This is a genomic window from Lentzea albida (assembly GCF_900111005.1).
Classification (GTDB): domain Bacteria; phylum Actinomycetota; class Actinomycetes; order Mycobacteriales; family Pseudonocardiaceae; genus Lentzea; species Lentzea albida.
This window is the reverse complement of the sequence record NZ_FOFV01000010.1, coordinates 55,205-71,446: the sequence shown is the minus strand read 5'-3', so window position 1 is coordinate 71,446 and position 16,242 is coordinate 55,205. Positions and strand designations below refer to the sequence as shown.

Here is a 16,242-nt window from a genome sequence, read left to right as displayed (position 1 = left end):
CCAACGTGGGCGGCATGCGCAAAGTCATGTTGCTCCTGCCCGCCGTGGCACTGGCGGCCCTCGCCGGCGTCGGCACGGCCCAGGCCGAGTCGGCTCCGGGATGCGCCGGCACCGTGCAGATCGGGTCCACCGGGTACGTGAAGAAGAACGGCACGATCATCGCGTCGGTCAAGCAGTTCAAGGGCTGCGGCAAGAACTGGGCCTACACCTACGTGTGGGACTCCCACGCCGGGCAGCCGGGCTCGTTCAGCTCCAGCGCCGCGATGGTCGTCAACGGCTCCCGCGACTACAGCAGCAACGTCAACGGGTACAACAAGCAGGACGTGTGGTCCAAGGGCACCAGCACGCTCTCCCAGTGCACCCGCGCGTACGGCGAGGTGTGGGGTGACGGCAACGTCTACTGGGGACAGACCGACGAGCGCTGCTGACGCCGGGGCGCGGGGTCCCGCGGAGCCGGCGCACGAGGGGTCGCCGGCTCCGCGACCGGGCGTCGGGGCTGGCGGCCGGCGGCTGGCGGCTGGCGGCTGGCGGCTGGCGGCCAGCCTCAGGTCCGCGCCTTGGCCACGAGAGCCCCGGCCACGTCCCAGACCACCCGGCTTCGCGACCCGGCTGCCGGATCGCGCAACCTCGGCCGTCAGTCCCGTGACCCGGCCGCCTCACTCAGCCACCAGGCCCCAGCTCCGACACCAGGCCCCGCCCACCTACCCGCGCTGCGCCCGCGCGTACAGCTTCCCGGTCACCTTCCCCGAGAACTGCGCCCCACCCAGGTGCCGCACGCACTCCCCGATCGGGCACCACCGACCATCCGAGTCCACGTTGAAACTCTGGATGTTCACGCCCACCACGGCACCACCGCTGATCCGCGGCCCACCGCTCGACCCGCCACCCATGTCGCACGGCACGCCCCAGACGTTCTCCGGCCCCACCTCGGGGTGGCCGGGGTTGAGCACCGGCGTGCCCCAGCACTGCGCGAGCCGCTGGCCGGTGAACTCCGGCCTGCCCTGGTGACCGGGCTGCCCGGCCGCGCGGGGGTAGCCGTACTCGCGGGCGAAGCGGTCCGCCGGGCGGTCGAAGGCGATGTGCTCGGCCGCGGGGGACGACCTGTCGAGCACCACGAACGCCTGGTCGTACTCGGTCCGCTGGTCGTCGGTGGTCCAGGTCCTGTGCACGACGGCCTGGCGCACGACGAACTCCCCGAACGGCCTGGTGCTGTCGCGGAAGCCCGGCACGAAGAGCATCTTGGTGTGCCAGCGGGGGTCCTGGCCGATGAGGTCCGCCGTGTGCACGCAGTGGCCGCCGGTCACCGCCGTGCGCCTGTTCGCGCTCGCCACGACGGTCGCGGTGCAGCTCGAGTCCTCGCCGTCGCGGTCGACGAAGAACAGGCGGCCGATGGTGCGGCTCGCCGGTGCCGGGGCGCCGGTCGCGTCGTCGACCGGTGGCGTGCCGGGCGGGGCGGTGGGGCCGGTCGGCATCGCCGCGATGCGTTCCGGGGTCCAGTAGGCCGCCACGCCGTTCGTGTCGAGGTCGTGGACGACCACGTCGTCCTGGGGAGAGGCCACGGCCGCGCCCGGCACGCCGAGCAGCAGCAACGCGACCACGCTGATCATTCGCATGCCGCCGACCGTGGCAGCCGGTTGTGAGGATCCTGTGCGGAAGGGGTCCTCATCCCGTGCGGTGGCGGCGCCGGTGACTATGTTGCGACGCATGGGCATGTGCGTGCTGGTGGCCGAGGACAACGTGATGCAGGCCGACATGCTCGGCCGGTACCTGCGCCAGGAGGGTTACCGGGTGCGGATCGTCCACGACGGACTCGCCGCGCTCGACGAGATCCGCCGCGACCCGCCCGACCTGCTCGTGCTCGACGTGATGATGCCGCAGGTCGACGGGCTGGAGGTCGTGCGCACGTTGCGCAACGAGTCGGACATCCCGGTGCTCATGCTCACCGCGAGGTCCACAGAGGACGATCTGCTGCACGGCCTCGACCTCGGCGCCGACGACTACGTCACGAAGCCGTACAGCCCGCGCGAGCTCGTGGCGCGCGTGCGCACGTTGCTCAGGCGCGTGCGGCGCCCGGTCACCAGCGAGATCGTGCTCGGCGACCTGTCCGTCGACCCCGACCGCCACGAGGTGCGGGTGCGCGGGGACCTGGCCGAGTGCACCGCGTCGGAGTTCCGGATCCTGCACACGATGGCCGCGAGCCCCGGCCGGGTGTTCAGCCGCGCGCAGCTGCTCAGCGCGGTGCACGGGCTGGACGGGTACATCACGGCCCGCACCATCGACGCGCACGTCATGAACCTGCGCAAGAAGATCGAGGTCCAGCCTCGCACGCCCGCCTACCTGCTGACCGTGCACGGCGTGGGCTACAAGCTCGTGGACGGGTCCGGTGCATAGCGTCCTGGCGCGGCTGCTGGCCGCGTCCGCGCTCGTCGCGCTGTGCTCGATCACCGCGACGGCGTGGCTCGCCGCGCAGAGCACCTCGACGTCGATCAGGCAGGAGCTCGGCAACGCGCTGGCCGGCGACGCCGCCACGTATCGGGACCTGGTTACGTTCGCCGTCGAGCACCGCGACTGGACCGGCGTCGTGCTCCCGCGGGGCGGGAGCCGCCTGATCCTCACCACGACCGACCGCAAGGTCATCGCCGACACCGGCACGAACCTCGACCCGGCCCAGCTGCCGGCCGTTCCGTCCGCGGAGGTCGACCCGCTGCGGCTCGACCCCGCGCAGGCCCGGGACGCGCCCGCCGACCGGATCGACCCGAGGGTCACCGGCCCGTTCCAGCTCAGCGACCGGGAGAAGGCGAGCCTCGCCCAGGACGCGGACGTCTACCGGACGCGGTGCCGCGGCGCCACCGAAGCCTCTCCGCCGGAGGGGACCACCACGGCCTGGGGCCGCCCGATCGTGAACGTGAACAGGACGAGCGCCGCCCCCGCGACGCCGTCCTGCACCGAGCTCCAGGAGACGCTGAGCACGCTCACCCTCGGCGAGTCCGCCGCCTTCAACGAGCTCGGCCTCCTCGTGAACGACTGCCTGCGGCAGCGCGGCCTGCCCGCCGAGCAGATCACGATGAACGCGCTGTGGCAGCCCGTCGCGTCCAACGCCGAGTGTCTGGCGAACGCCCGCCGCACCCAGTTGCAGCCGTACGTGGCACCGCCCGCGTACCTGTTCGTCACCGACGCCGCCGGCAGGACCACCCAGGCGACCGTCGTCCGGTTCGACGTCGGCCGGGTCGTGCTGGTCGCCGCGGTCGTGCTGGTCCTGACCGTCGGCGTCAGCGTGGTCGTGGCGCTGCGGATGACCAGGCCGTTGCGCACGCTCACCACCGCCGCGGAGAGGCTGCGGCTCGGCGGCGACGCGCGGGTCGACATCCGGTCGCGCAGCGAGATCGGGCAGCTCGCGCGGGCGTTCAACGACATGGCGGAGCACCGGGCCCGCACCGATGCCCAGCGCAAGGCCATGACCAGCGACATCTCCCACGAGCTGCGCAACCCGCTCGGCACGATCCGCAGCTGGCTGGAGGGTGCGCGCGACGGCGTGGTCGAGCTGGACCGCACGACGCTCACGTCGTTGCTGGACGAGGCGATGGTGCTGCAGCACCTGATCGACGACCTCCAGGACCTCGCCCTGGCCGACGCGGGCGAGCTGCGGCTGCACCCCGAGCCCGTCGACCTGCGGGACCTGTTCGACCAGCTCGCCGCGGCACACCCCGGCCTGGTGGTGGAGGGCGGCGGGGTCGTGACCGCCGATCCGGTGCGGCTGCGGCAGGTCCTCACGAACCTCGTCACCAACGCGTTCCGCCACACCCCCGCCGGCGGGACGGTCCGCCTCGTCTCGTCGGGCGGCCGGATCAGGGTGGCCGACACCGGTTCCGGCATCGCCGCCGACGACCTGCCGCACGTGTTCGACAGGTTCTGGCGCGCCGACCGCTCGCGGACGCGGGACACCGGAGGCAGCGGGCTCGGACTCGCGATCGTGCACGCGATCGTGAGCGCCCACCACGGCACGGTCGAGGTGGAGAGCGAGGTCGGGCGCGGGACGACGTTCACGATCACGCTCCCGGCACGCTGAGCGCACATCTTCCACACAACCGCCCGGCAGCATCGCCGCCATGAACCCCAGGCTGGTGATCGGTGCCGCCGTGCTGCTGCTTTCGGCGTGCAGCCAGGCCGCGCCCGCGCCCTCTAACGTCGCGTCCCTGCAGTCCTCCGGCGTCGTCGCGCCCTCCACCGCCGTGTCCCCTTCGGACGGTGAACAACCGCGGCTGCGCATGGACATGACCGAGGAGGAGAAGAAGCGGCTGCACGACGCCCACACCGCGTGCCTCGCCGAGAACGATCCGAACGCCACGGGCACCGGCCCCGGTCCCGGCGGCGCCCTGCGGCCCGCGCAGTACAGCGACGAGGCGTGGAAGGCGTGCGCGAAGAAGTGGCCGCTGCCGCCGTGGGAGATGGACTCGCGCAACCCGACGTTCAAGGACAACTGGCACAAGAACGTCCAGTGCCTCAACAGCCGCGGCATGAAGGTCATCGAGACCGAGCCCGGCAGCTGGACCTACGACGGCGAGCAGACCCTGCCGCACGACCAGCGCCTGCAGATCGAGAAGGACTGCGAGCAGGAAGTGTTCGGCGGAGGACGCAGGTGAAGCGGTGGGTCGTCGCCGCCGGCGTCGCGCTCGTGCTGGTCGGCGGCGTGTCCGCGCTCACCTGGACGCGCCGCGCGCCCGCCGAGCCGCCGCGGCCACCGGCTCCGAAGACCATCGCGGTGGTGAAGACCGACCTGACCGACGTCCGCGAGTTCAAGGCCACCCTCGGTTTCGGCTCCGCGCAGGAGGTCACGGGACGCCGGCCGGGCACGCTCACCTGGCTCCCCGCACCCGGCACGGCGATCGGCCGCGGCGCCGCGGTGTACAAAGTGGACAACCGTCCGGTGTGGTTGTTCTTGGGCGACACCCCGTTGTGGCGCAGGCTCGACAAGACGGGGCTCAAGGGCCCGGACGTGAAGATCGTGAAGGACAACCTCGGCGCGCTCGGCTACGAGCTCGGTGGCGCGCCCGACGAGCTGACGCAGGCGACGGTCGACGCGGTCAAGCGGTGGCAGAAGACCGAGAAGGTCGAGGAGAACGGTGTCGTCGACCCCGGTGACGTCGTCGTGCTGCCCGGTGAGGTGCGCGTCGAGGCGGTCACCGCGACGTTGTCGGCGTCCGGCGAGGGCCCGCTGATGAGCGTCACCGCGACGGGCAAGGCCGTCGACGCCTCGATCGACGCGCGGCAGGCCGCGGTGTTCCAGAAGGACATGAAGGTCACCGTGGTGCTGCCCAACGGCACCGAGACCACCGGGACCGTGCGGTCGGTCAGCACCGAGGCCCAGGCCGAGAAGAACGGCAACGGCGAGGAGACCCCCGTGGTCGCCGTGGACGTCGGCCTCGACGCCGACGTGGGCGAGTTCGACTCGGGCCCGGTGCGGATCCGCCTGACGAGCACCGAACGCCGGGGCGTCCTGGCCGTGCCGGTGACCGCGCTGCTGGCGTTGCGCGAGGGCGGTTACGCCGTGCAGACCGAGCAGGGCGGCCTCGTCGCGGTCAAGACCGGTCTGTTCGCAGGCGGGCTCGTCGAGATCAGCGGCGGCGGCGTCACCGAGGGCCTGCGGGTGGTGACGACGTCATGACCCCCGTTCTGCAGGTCGTGGACGCCGTCAAGGAGTACCCGGGCGGCGTGCGAGCGCTCGACGGCGTCTCCCTGACGCTGCGCTCCGGCGAGGCGGTGGCGATCGTCGGACCCTCCGGCTCCGGCAAGTCGACGCTGCTCAACCTCCTCGGCACGCTCGACCGCCCGTCGAGCGGCACGGTGACCCTCGACGGGCACGACATCGCCGCGCTGTCCGACCGGCGGCTCTCGGCGTTGCGGGGACGGCGGATCGGCTTCGTGTTCCAGCAGTTCCACCTCGCCGACGGCCTCACCGCCCTCGACAACGTGGCGACGGGCCTGCTCTACGCGGGGACCGCGCGCAAGTGGCGTGCCGCGATGGCCACCGAGGCGCTCATGCGCGTGGGCCTCGGCCACCGGCTCCGGCACCGGCCGCACGAACTGTCCGGCGGCGAACGCCAACGCGTCGCCATCGCACGCGCCGTCGTGAACCGCCCGGCGCTGGTGCTGGCCGACGAACCGACCGGCGCCCTGGACACGGCGACCGGCCGCGCGGTGCTGGACCTGCTGCTGGACCTGAACCGCGAGGGCACGACGTTGGCCGTGATCACGCACGACCGGGAGGTGGCGGCCCGGCTGCCGCGGCAGGTGGAGATCCGCGACGGGCGCATCCGCGAGGAGGTGACGGCGTGAGCGTGAGCACCCGGCCCCGCACGAAGGCCTCCGCGCCCCGCGACGTCGGACCCACCCGCCTGACACCGGCGGACCTCCTCCTGCTGGGGCTGTCCCCGTTGCGCACCAGGCCGATGCGCGCCGTCCTGTCCGCCCTCGGCATCTCCATCGGCATCGCGACGCTGGTCGTCGTGACGGGCATCCCGGCGTCGAGCCGCGCCGCGTTGATGGAGGAGTTCGCCGCTTTGGGCACGAACCTGCTGCGTGCGGAGGCGGCCACGGGCATGAACGACGAACCCGCGTCGCTGCCGCCGGAGTCAATCGCCATGGTCGAGCGCATCGGGCCGGCCGGTGACGTCAGCGCGGTCGCCAACACCCACGCCGTGGTCCGCCGGTCCGACCGGATCCCGGACTCGGAGACGTCCGGGCTGACCGTGCTCGCCACCGGGCTCACCCTCCTCGACACGCTCAACGGCCGCGTGCGGTCCGGGGTGTTCCTCAACGAGGCCACCGCCCGGTTCCCGGCCGTGGTCCTGGGGGACGTGGCCGCGGCGCGGCTCGGCATCACCGGCCCGGACGCGCAGGTCAGGATCAACGACACGTGGTTCACGGTGGTCGGGGTCCTCGCCCCGCTGCCGCTCGCGCCGGAGGTCGAACGGTCGGCGCTGGTCGGCTGGGAGGCGGCGAAGGTGCTCGGCTTCGACGGACGGCCCACCGTGCTCTACCTCAGGGCCGACGAGCCCGCGATCGACGACGTGCGCGCGGTGCTGCCGCAGACGATCCACCCCCAGCAGCCGGCGCAGGTGCGGGTCAGCCGCCCGTCCGACGCCCTCACGGCCAAGCGGCTCACCGAGAACACCTTCTCGGCGTTGGTGCTGGGGCTCGCCGGGGTGGCGTTGCTGGTCGGCGGCATCGGGGTGGCGAACACGATGGTGATCTCCGTGCTCGAACGCAAGCGCGAGATCGGGTTGCGCCGGGCGCTCGGCGCCCACCGCGGCCAGATCAGGACCCAGTCCCTCACCGAGTCGGTCGTGTTGTGCGTGCTGGGTGGCGTCGCCGGCGTGGTGCTGGGGCTGGCGGGCACCGCCGGGTACGCGTACGCGCACGACTGGCCCGCGGTCGTCCCGGTGGAGGTGGTCCTCGCCGGGCTCGGGGCGGCCGTCGTGACCGGTGTGGTGGCAGGGGTCTACCCGGCCGTGCGGGCGTCGCGGCTCACCCCGACGGAAGCGCTCGCCGCACCCTGAGCGCCGCCACCCGCCCGGTTATCCTGGTACGGCCCAGGAACCGGGGGAAGAACGTGGAGCACTTCAAGTCCGTGCGCGGCCTGGGTTTCGCGGCGTCCGTCCTCATCGGGCTCGTGGCGCTCGGCAACGTGGCCGAGGCCGCGGCGGACTGGCTCACCTACGCGACGATCCGCGACTACCGCGCCCAGAACGCCACGACAGCCGAACTGGCCCTGCACTACCGGGTCAGGGTGCTCACCAACTGGCCGCCCGCGGTGATCACGTTCGCGGCGATCACCGTGTTCGTCATGTGGCTGCACAACGCCCGCATCAACGCCGAGCGCGGAGATCCCGCCGCCGTGCACCGCCGCGGCCGCGACTGGGTGTGGCTCAGCTGGTTCGTACCGGTCGTGAACCTCTGGTTCCCCAAGGTCGTCGTGGACGACGTCTGGCGCGCCTGCGACCCGCGGCTGCGGGGCCTGCCCATGGCGGAACGGCCGCTCCCCGCGACGACCGCGAGGTGGTGGGCGGCCTTCGTCCTCATGTGGGTGCTGGACTTCGCCCACCTGCCCTCCTACCAGGACGGGGACCCCGCGCTCGGCTCCTACCTGATCGCGGCCGTCGTCACGACGCTGTGCGCGGTCGTCGGCATCGTCGCCGCGGTCTTCGCCGTCCAGGTCGTGAGGCAGATCTCCGCCTTCCAGCGCCCAGGTCGAGTCGTCCGTCCTCTTCGGACCGACCCGTGGCCGGGTTAACATCGTTCCCATGCCCGACGTCGGCGTCCTCTCCGCACACCTGCTCTCGGGGTTCCAGAAGGAGCTCTTCACCCGCCTGGCCGAGGCGGGCCACGAGAACCTGCGCCCGCGCCACGGCGCCGTCATGGCGTACATCGCCACCACGGGCACGCGCGCGAGCGAGCTGTCCGAACGGTCCGGCCAGCACAAGCAGGTCGTCGGCACGCTGGTCGACGAGCTCGAAAGCCTCGGCTACGTGGTCCGCAAGCCCGATCCGGCGGACCGGCGGGCGAAGCTGGTCGTGCCCACCGACCGGGGCCGCGACCAGATGGCGCAGGCCCGGCGGATCGTCGCCGATATCGAGAACCGCCTCGCCGGGCTCGTCGGCGCCGAGCGGTTCGCGGAGTTCAAGGCGGTCTTCGCGGAGGTCACGCGCTCCTACTAGCCGATCACGATCTCCTCGCGGTGGGCGGTGAGGAACTCACCGAGCGTCAGCCACCCCGGCACCAGCTCGCGGGTCCGCACGGTGTCGCGGCGCGGCAGGATGTGTCCCGCGAACTCCGTGTAGTACTGGAACATGTTGCCCAGGTCCTCCGCGGCCGGGAAGCCGAGCGCGCGGAAGTCGTTGTGGGACATGGGTTCGTACGCGACAGGCTCCCCGAGCACGTCGCTGAACACCTTCGCGACCTCCTCGCCGGTGAGGTGCTCGGTGCCGAGGCCGATCGTCTGCCCGATGGTCTCGGCCGGGTGCTTGAGGATGCTCACGACCGCCTTGCCGATGTCCTCGGCGGCGATCCCGGAGATCCTGCTCTCCCCCATGGGCAACGACAGGGCGAGCGTGCCGTCCGCACGCCGGTGCGGCGCGGAGCCGTTCAGCAGGTTGTTCCAGTAGAACGAGTTCCGCACGTACGTCGTCGGCAGGCCCGCCTGCGCGAACAACGGGTCCGCCTCGCCGCCCTTCACGTCGAAGTGCGGCACCTTGTACTTGCCCTCGAGCGTCGGCATCGGCTCGTAGTCGAGCGGGACCGCCTCGCGGGTGTCCTCCAGCGTCGACCACACGACGTGCCGCAGGCCTTCCGCCGCCGCGACGAGGTTGCGGACCTCCTCGACCTCCTTGGCCGGGGACATGTGGGTGAAGTACGGCGTGACCAGGTAGGCGCCATAGGCACCGGAGAACGCCTTCCGCAGGCTGTCCACGTCGTACAGGTCGGCCGCGACGACCTCGGCACCCAGTTCGGCGAGCTCCCTCGCGGCTCCCGACTCGGGGTCGCGGGCGAGCGCGCGCACGGCGAACTCACCGTCGGCCAGCAGCGCCCTGGCGACCGACCCGCCCTGCGCACCGGTCGCCCCCACCACGGCAATGATCTTCTTCTCGCTCATGCCCCCGACCTTATAGTCATTGTTAGTGACTATCAAGTTGAGTGACGATGCGATTTACCGGCGGCCAACCGGCGTGGCGCAGGCTCGCGGCAAACGAGGAGGAGCATCACATGCGCAAGTTCCTGGCCGCGGGTGCCGTCGTGGCGGCCGCCCTGAGCACGACGGCCGGCACCGCCCAGGCCGAGTCCAACCCGTCCTGCGGCAGCGTCACGCAGATCGGGGCGACAGCGTACGTGAAGAACGGCAGCACGACCGTCGCGTCGGTGAAGCAGTTCAAGGGATGCGGGAAGAACTACTCCTACGTTTACGTGTGGGATCAGTGGATCTCCAGCCACGGCAGGGACTTCACGCTGCGCACGTACGTCCAGACCCCGCCGAACCTGACGCACGGGTACAAGACGGGTGCGCGCGGGCAGCGGGAGCTGTGGTCCGGCGGCGCGGACACCCTCGACCAGTGCACGCGTGCGCACGGCGAGGTGGACGGCAGCAGCTACTTCCTGTTCGCCAAGACCAGCGAGCGCTGCTAGGACCACAGCACGCCTCAGTCCACCGAGCGGAACTCCGCGACGCCTTCCACCACAGCAACGCTGACGGTGGTGCGCCCGGCCGGGCTGTGCCGGTCGGGCCCGTGCTCCGGCAGCCGCGTCTTGTCCACGCGCACACTCGTGTCGTAGGCCCGGACGTGCTGCGGGCACCCGCACCCGCCCGCGAGCGGGGTCGGGCAGGTGAAGGCCGCGCGCAGCCGGTCGACGTCGGCGGCGGGCAGGACCGAGGACCAGACCACGACCTCGTCCTCCTCGCCGAACACCACGAAGCCGTCGTAGCTGAACGAGCGCAGCTCACCGACCGCGCACGCGGCGCAGTACAGCACGCGCGTGTAGTCGTGGCTGCGCTCGTACGGCCCGGCCTCGTGCACGTTCACCACGAACTCCTGCTGGCCCTCGCAGACCAGGCAGAGGTCGGACCAGGTCCTCATCGCCGCATGCTGATCAGGAGCGCCAGCCCGGCCGACAACGCGATCAGGGCGCCCACGACCAACTGGTTGAGCCAGACGACGGCGGTGCCGCCCTCCGTTCGCAGCAGCGCCACCACGATCAGCGACAGCGCCAGCCCGATCGTCACGTGCCGGATGAACGGCACGTCGAGCGGCGCCATCGCCCGCACCATGCCGAGCAGCATGATCACGACGGCCAGTCCCATGGACACCCAGTAGGGCCGGAAAGCGTGCAGTGACGCGCCGAAGTGCAGGACCGGCGGTGCGGCGATCAGCCACACGCCCGCCAGGAAGGCGGTGACACCGGCCCTGCTCTCGACAGTTCGTCCGTGTACATCCCCCACACGGGTAATTCTGGCCTCCGGGCGCCCGTCTGGGAACACCCTTGTGGAGATGTCGTGCAGATCCGGTGAAGGTGTTCGCGAGAAGGGGAAACAGCGCGGTGGGCCGTTCTAGCGTCGGCGGATGGACACCGTGGACGTGCTCGTTGTCGGCGCCGGGCTGGCCGGCCTCACCACCGCGCGCCTGCTCGCGCAGGCAGGTCTCGACGTGGCCGTGTGCGAGCGCAGGACGAGCGTCGGCACGGGCATCCGCACGACCGGCATCTTCGTCCGCCGCACGCTCGACGACTACGACCTGCCGCACCTCGGCCCCGCGGTCCGGCGCGTGCTGCTCTACCCGCCGTCGCTGCGCGAGCCCGTGGAACTCGTCAGCGAGCGCGACGAGTTCCGGGTCGGCGACATGGAGAACATCTACGCCGCAGCAGTCAGGGACGCCGAACGGGCGGGGGCGCGGGTCAACCTCGACTCCAGCTATCCGGCGAGGTCCACCCAGGCCCGGTTCACCATCGGCGCGGACGGCGCCAGGTCGACGGTCGCGAAGAACCTCGGCCTCGACGTCAACCGGAGGCTGATCACCGGCATCGAGGAGGTCTACCCGGTCAGAACGGGTTCGACGCCCACGTTCCACTGCGTCGTCGACCCGCGCCTCGCCCCCGGCTACATCGCCTGGGTCGTCGACGACGGCGAGCACGCGCACGTCGGCCTTGCCGGCCGCCCCGACCGCTTCAGCGCACCGCTCCCCCAGCTGCTGCAACGGTTCCGCGACAGCTTCCCCACCCCGGAGCCCGCCGGACCGGTCAGGAGGCGGGGCGGCCCGATCCCCGTGGGCGGGCTGCTGCGCCGGATCGTGTCGCCGGAAGGGCTGCTGGTCGGGGACGCGGCAGGGGCGGTCTCGCCGCTCACGGCGGGCGGGCTCGACCCGTGCATGCGGATGTCCGAGCTCGCGGCCTCGGTCACGTTCGACTACCTGCGCAGCGGCAACAGGTACGTGCTGGAGCACTACGACGGGGCGGCGATGCGGCGCCGGTACCTGTTGCGGTCCCAGCTGCGGCGCGGGCTGTCGCTCGTCCGCGGGCCAGGCCTCGCCGAGGCGGCGTTCGCGTTGCTGCGCACGTCGCCCGGCAGGGCCGCGGCCAGGCGGATCCTGTTCACCTGAGGCGGCGGCCGCGAACCCGCTTCTCGACTGTTCCGCGCGTCCCGCACCTCAAGCAGCGGTTCCCACAGCCCCTCGTCGCCCGGCAACGGCGAACGAGTGCCCGAAGGCGAGCGCAGCCACGGCGAACAGCACGATCGGCGGTGAGGGCAACAAGACCAGCGCCACCACGAGCAGCACCAGTGACGTGCCGGACCCGAGCCCCGCGAGCGCCCGCGGCACCGGCCCCACCTTCGCCACGAGCAGACAGGCCATCCCGCCGAAGACCAGCGCCACGGACATCACGAAGTTGATCCCGAGGTCGACGTCGTACAACGAGCGGTGCACTCCGCCCAGCGTGAACGTGACCTCCTCGGCCGCTGCGGCCGCGCGGTCGCCGGCCGGGTCGGCCTCCCCCACCGCCATGACGGCCATGATCGCCAGGTGCCCGACCCCGGTCGCGATCCACGCCCACGAACCGATCCAGAACGTACGCGGCACTGCCTTCCCCCTCCGCTGAACACACGTGACCGCATGTTCAGCGCGAAGTCCCGGAGTGTCAACGAAAGCCTGACAGAAAAACGCTTTCCCCTCAGCCGACCTCCTGCAACTCGGGCGTCCTCCTGCGGCGGCGCAGCACGACGATCACACCGACCACCACCGCGAGACCCAGCACGATCCACATGGCACCGTTGAATACCGACTCGATGTACTTCGCCGACGCACCGGCGGTCGCGCCGATGCCGATGTGCAACGCCGACCAGCACGTCGCGCCCGCGATCGAAGCCGGCAGGAACCTCCGGTACTCCAGCTTCGAGGCCCCCGCGGACGCCGGGACCAAGGTTCGCACGACCGGCATGAACCGGGCGGCGAACACCGCCCACGCGCCACGACGGCGCAGCAGGTCACCTGCCTTGTCCCAGTGCTGCTGCCCCACCCTGCGGATGATTCGGCTGTCGCGCAGCCGATCACCGTAGCGGCGGCACAGGTGGTAGCCGATGCTGTCGCCGGCGATCGCGCACACCGTGACCACCAGCCACATGACCAGGAACCTGGGCACGCTCGTCACGGTCGTCGAGGCCAGCAGCAGGGCGCTTTCGCCCGGAGCCAGGAAGCCGATGCCGAGTGTGCACTCCGCCAGCGTCAGCGCACCCGTGACGGCGAGCACGGCGGGCTGCGGCAGACCGGCCAGGCCTTCGAGGGCATCGGTCAAGAAGGACATGAACTCTCCCGGGAGGAATGAACGTCCGGGACAGTTCACAAGAGCGGGCGGTACGCGCACATCGAACCGTGGTCTGACCTGTCGGTAGACCTCAGGACTAAGGGAACACCCTGAGGAGGACTCCAGCACTGCGGCAGCCGGTCCGCCTGACGGCTGCCGGGGACACCCCGGCAGCCGTCAGCCGTTCTCCTACGGGGTCCAGGGCGAGCTCACGGCCCAGCTCACGTCCTGGTTGTACGAGGAGGGGTTGTCGTACGCGTGGGCCCCGCCGTTCGAAGCGACCCAGACCTCCTCGGAGTAGTGCCTCACGCTGGTCCCGAGCTCGTTGATCGACTCCAGCCGCACGCCGCCGGTGCCCTGCTGGGCGCAGAAGGTCGCGTCCCTGCGGAACAGCTCGGTGTTGTCGTTGGTGCCGAGCCGGACGCGGAAGTCCGCGTGCCGCAGGAACTGTCCCGGGATGTTGCGCGACTCGAGCGAGTAGCAGGTCGGGTCGGCGAGCCCGCGGCGCACCACGAACGTCGCGTCGGCCTTCGTCAGCGCGTCACTCGTGCTCGTCACGACGTCCGTGCGCGCCAACGACTCCCGGTGCCGCAGGTAGCGGTCCGTGAAGCCGGGCGTGGTCACCCGGAACGACCGGGCCTGGTCGAGCGGCAGGTCCGCGCCGCTGCGCCACAGGCCGGTACCGACCGCCCAGGTGGTGTCCGCCGCGAAGGAGTTCGCGGTGTCCCAGGGGTTCGTGCCACCGGAGCGTGCGAGATACACGCCCTCGTTGTAGTGGCGGATGAACGAACCCCGCACGTTGAACGACTCCAGCGCGGTGCCGCCGGAGCCCTCCCGCGCGCAGAACGTGGCGTCGCCCGCGATCGTGCCGTTGTTCGGGTCGATGCGGATGCGTCCGTTGCTGTGCCTCAGGAACTGGCCGGGGAAGTTGCGCGACTCGAACGACAGGCAGGCCGCGTCGGCGAGTCCGGGACGCAGGTTGAACGTCGCGTCCAGCCTGGCCAGGTCCGTGCCGATCACGTCGGTGCGGGCCAGCGAGGACTGGTGGCGCAGGTAGCGGTCGGTGTAGCCGGACGTGGTGACGCGCAACGACACCACGTCGTCCGGGCTGACCGACGTGCCCCGGGCCACCGCGAGCACCCCGAGGTTGACGGCCCGCACGCGCGACTCCGTCATCTTCAGCACCTGCCGGTCGTAGGTGTAGAAGCCGTTGACCTCGTTCTCGACGTCGTAGGGTTCGGTGTAGACCATCGCGGACAGGCCGCGGGTGTGGATCAGCCGCTGGACCTGCTTGACGACCTCCTCGTAGCGCTTGGTCAACGACGTCTCGTCCGGGTACAGGGCTCCGTAGGCGAATCCGGCGCCCGGCTGGTACTCGTGCCCGACGACCCTGCGGCCCAGACCACCGAACTCACCGAGCATCGCGACGCGGTTGGCGTCGGGCTGCCGGGTGTTCGCGGAGATCTGGTAGTGGTGGTCGTCGATCACGTCCCCGTTGCCGGGGTCGGGGTCCGAGACGCAGCAGTTGGAGCCCGAGTTGTGGTTGATCAGGCGGGTGTTGTCGATCGAGCGGATCAGGTTCACGATGCGGCCGGCGTCGTACTCGCCCCAGCCCTCGTTGAACGGCACCCACTGCACGATCGACGTGATGCCCTTGAGCTGGTCGACGATCCGGCGCAGTTCCGACTCGTAGTTCGCGTGCGAGTTCGGCGCCTCGTCGATCGAGTCGACGGACGGCATGTCCTGCCACACCATCAGGCCGAGCCGGTCCGCGTGGTAGAACCAGCGCGCCGGTTCGACCTTGATGTGCTTGCGGACCATGTTGAACCCCAGCGCCTTCTGGCGTTCGAGGTCGAACCGCAGGGCCTCGTCGGTCGGCGCGGTGTAGATGCCGTCCGGCCAGTAGCCCTGGTCCAGCGTGCCGCTCTGGAAGACGAACTTCCCGTTCAGCAACGGCCGCATGACGCCGCCGACCACCGCCTTGCCGAGCGAGCGCATGCCGAAGTAGCCGGTGACGGAGTCACCGCTGCCGAGCGTCACGCGCAGGTCGTAGAGGAACGGGTCGTCCGGCGACCACAGCCGGGCGTTCGGCACCGGCACCCGCAACGACCTTCCGGTGGTGCCGGTCTGCCGGCCGACCACCTGTCCGCCGCTCAGCACCTCGGCCGTGACCGACTGGCCCGCGGTGCCCTGCACGACCAGGTCGAGCGCGCCGGCGCCGAGGTTCGGCGTGGTGTCGAGTCGCGTGACGTTGGCCGCCCGCACGGGTTCCAGCCACACCGTCTGCCAGATGCCGGACGCGGCGGTGTAGAAGATGCCGCTCGGGTTCCGGCGCTGCTTGCCGATCGGGTAGCGGCTGCCGTCGACCGTCGAGGTGACGCCGACGACGATCTCGTTGGCGCCGGAGACCAGCGCCGAGGTGATGTCGAACGAGAACGCGTCGAAGCCGCCGGTGTGCGTGCCGACCTGCCTGCCGTTGACCCAGACCCTCGTCTCCCAGGTCACCGCGCCGAAGTTCAGCTTGACCTGGCGACCGTTCCAGGTGGACGGAACGGTGAAGGTGCGGCGGTAGAACATGTTGTCCTCGTGCCGCTTGATCCCCGACAGAGCGGACTCGATCGGGTACGGCACGAGGACGCCTTCGGCCAGCGGCCTGCCGATCGGCGGGTTGTTGAGGTTCGCCGCGCCCGCGAACTCCCAGACGCCGTTGAGGTTCTGCCATTCAGGGCGCTGGAGCTGCGGGCGCGGGTACTCGGGCAACGCGTTCGTCGGCGACACCTGGGAGGTCCAGGGTGTCGCGAGCGGAGGGGTCTTGGGGACCCACTCCGCCGCGTGCGCCGTCGGTGTCAGGAAGGTTGCTGTGATGAGGATCGAGACCAACACGCCCAGGACGCGTCTGGTCAT

General features: G+C 71.2%; 18 protein-coding genes. 11 read left to right on the top strand and 7 right to left on the bottom strand.

The annotated features are described in order from the left end of the window. Nucleotides 1-14: 14 nt before the first annotated feature. Nucleotides 15-428 (top strand): hypothetical protein, encoded by a 414-nt coding sequence (locus BMY74_RS24200; protein WP_089919825.1) that lies wholly within the window; start codon nt 15-17, stop codon nt 426-428. 273 nt (nt 429-701) lie between these two features. On the opposite strand, the gene BMY74_RS24195 is transcribed toward BMY74_RS24200, so the two are convergent. Then, nucleotides 702-1,613: a trypsin-like serine peptidase gene (locus BMY74_RS24195; RefSeq protein WP_143091690.1), complete on the bottom strand. Its 912-nt coding sequence runs from the start codon at nt 1,611-1,613 to the stop codon at nt 702-704. Nucleotides 1,614-1,710: 97 nt separating this feature from the next. Here BMY74_RS24195 and BMY74_RS24190 point away from each other — a divergent pair, with 97 nt between their 5' ends. The 8 genes from BMY74_RS24190 to BMY74_RS24160 are packed head-to-tail and all read left to right on the top strand — an operon-like array spanning nt 1,711 to nt 8,714. Then, entirely contained in the window at nt 1,711-2,391 is a 681-nt protein-coding gene (locus BMY74_RS24190; RefSeq protein WP_089920253.1) for a response regulator transcription factor, read from the top strand. Continuing rightward, on the top strand, nt 2,384-4,066 hold the full coding sequence (locus BMY74_RS24185) for a sensor histidine kinase (RefSeq protein WP_089919819.1): 1,683 nt from the start codon (nt 2,384-2,386) through the stop codon (nt 4,064-4,066). Before BMY74_RS24190 ends, BMY74_RS24185 begins: the two co-directional genes overlap by 8 nt. A gap of 40 nt (nt 4,067-4,106) precedes the next feature. Then, nucleotides 4,107-4,640, top strand: coding sequence for a hypothetical protein (locus BMY74_RS45195; protein WP_177229897.1), 534 nt, complete (start codon nt 4,107-4,109; stop codon nt 4,638-4,640). Beyond that, on the top strand, nt 4,637-5,662 hold the full coding sequence (locus BMY74_RS24180; RefSeq protein ID WP_177229896.1) for a peptidoglycan-binding protein: 1,026 nt from the start codon (nt 4,637-4,639) through the stop codon (nt 5,660-5,662). Before BMY74_RS45195 ends, BMY74_RS24180 begins: the two co-directional genes overlap by 4 nt. Continuing rightward, nucleotides 5,659-6,333: an ABC transporter ATP-binding protein gene (locus BMY74_RS24175; RefSeq protein WP_089919816.1), complete on the top strand. Its 675-nt coding sequence runs from the start codon at nt 5,659-5,661 to the stop codon at nt 6,331-6,333. The genes BMY74_RS24180 and BMY74_RS24175 overlap by 4 nt, the downstream gene beginning before the upstream one ends. After that, nucleotides 6,330-7,556, top strand: a complete 1,227-nt coding sequence (locus BMY74_RS24170) for an ABC transporter permease (RefSeq protein WP_245786326.1) — start codon at nt 6,330-6,332, stop codon at nt 7,554-7,556. Before BMY74_RS24175 ends, BMY74_RS24170 begins: the two co-directional genes overlap by 4 nt. A gap of 53 nt (nt 7,557-7,609) precedes the next feature. After that, on the top strand, nt 7,610-8,290 hold the full coding sequence (locus BMY74_RS24165; RefSeq protein WP_177229895.1) for a DUF4328 domain-containing protein: 681 nt from the start codon (nt 7,610-7,612) through the stop codon (nt 8,288-8,290). Between the two features lie 10 nt (nt 8,291-8,300). Then, nucleotides 8,301-8,714 (top strand): MarR family winged helix-turn-helix transcriptional regulator, encoded by a 414-nt coding sequence (locus BMY74_RS24160; RefSeq protein ID WP_089919811.1) that lies wholly within the window; start codon nt 8,301-8,303, stop codon nt 8,712-8,714. Here BMY74_RS24160 and BMY74_RS24155 read toward each other — a convergent pair. Further along, entirely contained in the window at nt 8,711-9,649 is a 939-nt protein-coding gene (locus tag BMY74_RS24155; RefSeq protein WP_089919810.1) for an NmrA/HSCARG family protein, read from the bottom strand. The genes BMY74_RS24160 and BMY74_RS24155 overlap by 4 nt on opposite strands. Before the next feature lie 110 nt (nt 9,650-9,759). On the opposite strand from BMY74_RS24155, the gene BMY74_RS24150 reads away from it, so the two are divergent. Further along, entirely contained in the window at nt 9,760-10,176 is a 417-nt protein-coding gene (locus BMY74_RS24150; protein WP_089919808.1) for a hypothetical protein, read from the top strand. A 14-nt stretch (nt 10,177-10,190) separates the two neighbouring features. Here the strand turns inward: BMY74_RS24150 and BMY74_RS24145 are convergent, their stop codons facing one another. Both BMY74_RS24145 and BMY74_RS24140 read right to left on the bottom strand, forming a co-directional pair. Continuing rightward, nucleotides 10,191-10,625: a hypothetical protein gene (locus tag BMY74_RS24145; RefSeq protein ID WP_089919805.1), complete on the bottom strand. Its 435-nt coding sequence runs from the start codon at nt 10,623-10,625 to the stop codon at nt 10,191-10,193. Then, nucleotides 10,622-10,987: a hypothetical protein gene (locus BMY74_RS24140; protein WP_143091689.1), complete on the bottom strand. Its 366-nt coding sequence runs from the start codon at nt 10,985-10,987 to the stop codon at nt 10,622-10,624. The genes BMY74_RS24145 and BMY74_RS24140 overlap by 4 nt, the downstream gene beginning before the upstream one ends. A 121-nt stretch (nt 10,988-11,108) precedes the next feature. Here BMY74_RS24140 and BMY74_RS24135 point away from each other — a divergent pair, with 121 nt between their 5' ends. Beyond that, nucleotides 11,109-12,140, top strand: coding sequence for an FAD-dependent oxidoreductase (locus BMY74_RS24135; RefSeq protein WP_089919801.1), 1,032 nt, complete (start codon nt 11,109-11,111; stop codon nt 12,138-12,140). Nucleotides 12,141-12,188: 48 nt separating this feature from the next. On the opposite strand, the gene BMY74_RS24130 is transcribed toward BMY74_RS24135, so the two are convergent. The 3 genes from BMY74_RS24130 to BMY74_RS24120 form a co-directional block, all read right to left on the bottom strand. Next, nucleotides 12,189-12,617: an LIC_13387 family protein gene (locus tag BMY74_RS24130; RefSeq protein ID WP_089919800.1), complete on the bottom strand. Its 429-nt coding sequence runs from the start codon at nt 12,615-12,617 to the stop codon at nt 12,189-12,191. Between the two features lie 91 nt (nt 12,618-12,708). Further along, a complete protein-coding gene (locus BMY74_RS24125) occupies nt 12,709-13,338 on the bottom strand; it encodes a DedA family protein (RefSeq protein WP_089919797.1) in 630 nt (209 codons plus the stop codon). Between the two features lie 189 nt (nt 13,339-13,527). Further along, on the bottom strand, nt 13,528-16,242 hold the full coding sequence (locus BMY74_RS24120; RefSeq protein ID WP_089919795.1) for an AbfB domain-containing protein: 2,715 nt from the start codon (nt 16,240-16,242) through the stop codon (nt 13,528-13,530).

Coding starts and splice junctions, on each gene's coding strand:
- BMY74_RS24200 (WP_089919825.1), top strand. CDS start 15: ATGCGCAAAGTCATGTTGCTCCTGCCCGCCGTGGCACTGGCGGCCCTC.
- BMY74_RS24195 (WP_143091690.1), bottom strand. CDS start 1,613: ATGCGAATGATCAGCGTGGTCGCGTTGCTGCTGCTCGGCGTGCCGGGC.
- BMY74_RS24190 (WP_089920253.1), top strand. CDS start 1,711: ATGTGCGTGCTGGTGGCCGAGGACAACGTGATGCAGGCCGACATGCTC.
- BMY74_RS45195 (WP_177229897.1), top strand. CDS start 4,107: ATGAACCCCAGGCTGGTGATCGGTGCCGCCGTGCTGCTGCTTTCGGCG.
- BMY74_RS24175 (WP_089919816.1), top strand. CDS start 5,659: ATGACCCCCGTTCTGCAGGTCGTGGACGCCGTCAAGGAGTACCCGGGC.
- BMY74_RS24160 (WP_089919811.1), top strand. CDS start 8,301: ATGCCCGACGTCGGCGTCCTCTCCGCACACCTGCTCTCGGGGTTCCAG.
- BMY74_RS24155 (WP_089919810.1), bottom strand. CDS start 9,649: ATGAGCGAGAAGAAGATCATTGCCGTGGTGGGGGCGACCGGTGCGCAG.
- BMY74_RS24150 (WP_089919808.1), top strand. CDS start 9,760: ATGCGCAAGTTCCTGGCCGCGGGTGCCGTCGTGGCGGCCGCCCTGAGC.
- BMY74_RS24145 (WP_089919805.1), bottom strand. CDS start 10,625: ATGAGGACCTGGTCCGACCTCTGCCTGGTCTGCGAGGGCCAGCAGGAG.
- BMY74_RS24135 (WP_089919801.1), top strand. CDS start 11,109: ATGGACACCGTGGACGTGCTCGTTGTCGGCGCCGGGCTGGCCGGCCTC.
- BMY74_RS24125 (WP_089919797.1), bottom strand. CDS start 13,338: ATGTCCTTCTTGACCGATGCCCTCGAAGGCCTGGCCGGTCTGCCGCAG.
- BMY74_RS24120 (WP_089919795.1), bottom strand. CDS start 16,242: ATGACCAGACGCGTCCTGGGCGTGTTGGTCTCGATCCTCATCACAGCA.